We start from the raw sequence: 431 nt of genomic DNA, 5'->3' as shown, positions 1-431 counted from the left end.
TAAAATTATCAGCAATTAAACATATAATCGATAATAATACTGGGGCCGAATTATTTGATCTTATTCAATTATACTATAATATCGACAATGACAACGAGTATATATGGTTCAAAGAAGCATTCACAGAATACGACTCCTCATTTTCTATGGTTGACAGCACCCGTGAGTTAGCTATTCTATCAACTTATTTAATTAATAACATTATGCAAACGGATAGCGATATTGCATTATCCGTACTAACAAGCTCATTTGCTGGCACACGAAGCCCACTATTATTCCCTGAACTTATAGAGATATCGAAGAGTACACTATTAAATCATATATATAAGAATAAAGCTCAAGACTTAACTATATGTGAACCCAATAAATATCCTATTGAAAATAGTGTTTCAGAGAAACTTAGCGAAGATGATCTTACTGATGCGGAAAAC

General features: G+C 32.3%; 1 protein-coding gene. It reads left to right on the top strand.

What is annotated here, in order from left to right; all coding sequences use genetic code 11:
* On the top strand, positions 1-431 hold a 431-nt coding region (locus tag F7Q90_RS26820; protein WP_170283824.1), incomplete at both ends, for a hypothetical protein.

The organism is Pantoea stewartii subsp. stewartii, from assembly GCF_008801695.1.
Taxonomy (GTDB): Bacteria; Pseudomonadota; Gammaproteobacteria; order Enterobacterales; family Enterobacteriaceae; genus Pantoea; species Pantoea stewartii.
This window is presented reverse-complemented; position numbering and strand designations above follow the sequence as displayed.